Genomic DNA, 372 nt, shown 5'->3' with positions numbered 1-372 from the left:
CTCAGACCAGCTACGGATCGTCGCCTTGGTGAGCCGTTACCTCACCAACTAGCTAATGCGCCGCGGGTCCATCTGTAAGTGGTAGCCAAAGCCACCTTTTATGTCTGAACCATGCGGTTCAGACAACCATCCGGTATTAGCCCCGGTTTCCCGGAGTTATCCCAGTCTTACAGGCAGGTTGCCCACGTGTTACTCACCCGTCCGCCGCTAACATCAGGGAGCAAGCTCCCATCTGTCCGCTCGACTTGCATGTATTAGGCACGCCGCCAGCGTTCGTCCTGAGCCAGGATCAAACTCTCCGATAAAGTAGTTTGACTGACTACGCACATCGCTGTGCGATTTTAAAAAACTGAATTAACAGGTACGTTTTGT

General features: G+C 52.7%; 1 rRNA gene. It reads right to left on the bottom strand.

Annotated elements, in window-relative coordinates:
• A 16S ribosomal RNA gene (locus tag SB764_RS38675) occupies positions 1-305 on the bottom strand; the annotation flags it as partial.
• Positions 306-372 lie beyond the last annotated feature (67 nt).

The organism is Paraburkholderia sp. SIMBA_027 (assembly GCF_046535315.1).
Classification (GTDB): domain Bacteria; phylum Pseudomonadota; class Gammaproteobacteria; order Burkholderiales; family Burkholderiaceae; genus Paraburkholderia; species Paraburkholderia tropica.
This window is presented reverse-complemented; position numbering and strand designations above follow the sequence as displayed.